The sequence below is a fragment of the Qipengyuania sp. YIM B01966 genome, assembly GCF_016461955.1.
GTDB lineage: Bacteria > Pseudomonadota > Alphaproteobacteria > Sphingomonadales > Sphingomonadaceae > QFOP01.
Genome location: NZ_JADMNM010000041.1, coordinates 1 through 233 on the forward strand (window position 1 = coordinate 1; position 233 = coordinate 233).

1 rRNA gene is annotated in these 233 nt (G+C 59.7%); it reads left to right on the top strand.

Annotated features, from left to right (window positions below):
• Nucleotides 1–233: ribosomal RNA gene (locus ILT46_RS12030) — 23S ribosomal RNA — on the top strand; the annotation flags it as partial.

A 233-nucleotide genomic window follows, 5' to 3' on the forward strand; every position in this document is an offset into this window, starting at 1 on the left:
GAAACTTACAAGGATTCCCCTAGTAGCGGCGAGCGAACCGGGAAAAGCCCAGCTTTGGAATCGGATGACATTGTTGTCCGAATTGTAGTCTGGAGAAGCGTCCTCTGCGGCGGACCGGGCCCAAGTCTCCTGGAAAGGAGCGCCAGAGAGGGTGAAAGCCCCGTCGTGCCCGGACCCTGTCGCACCACGAGGCGTTGTCGCCGAGTCGGGTTGTTTGGGAATGCAGCCCTAAG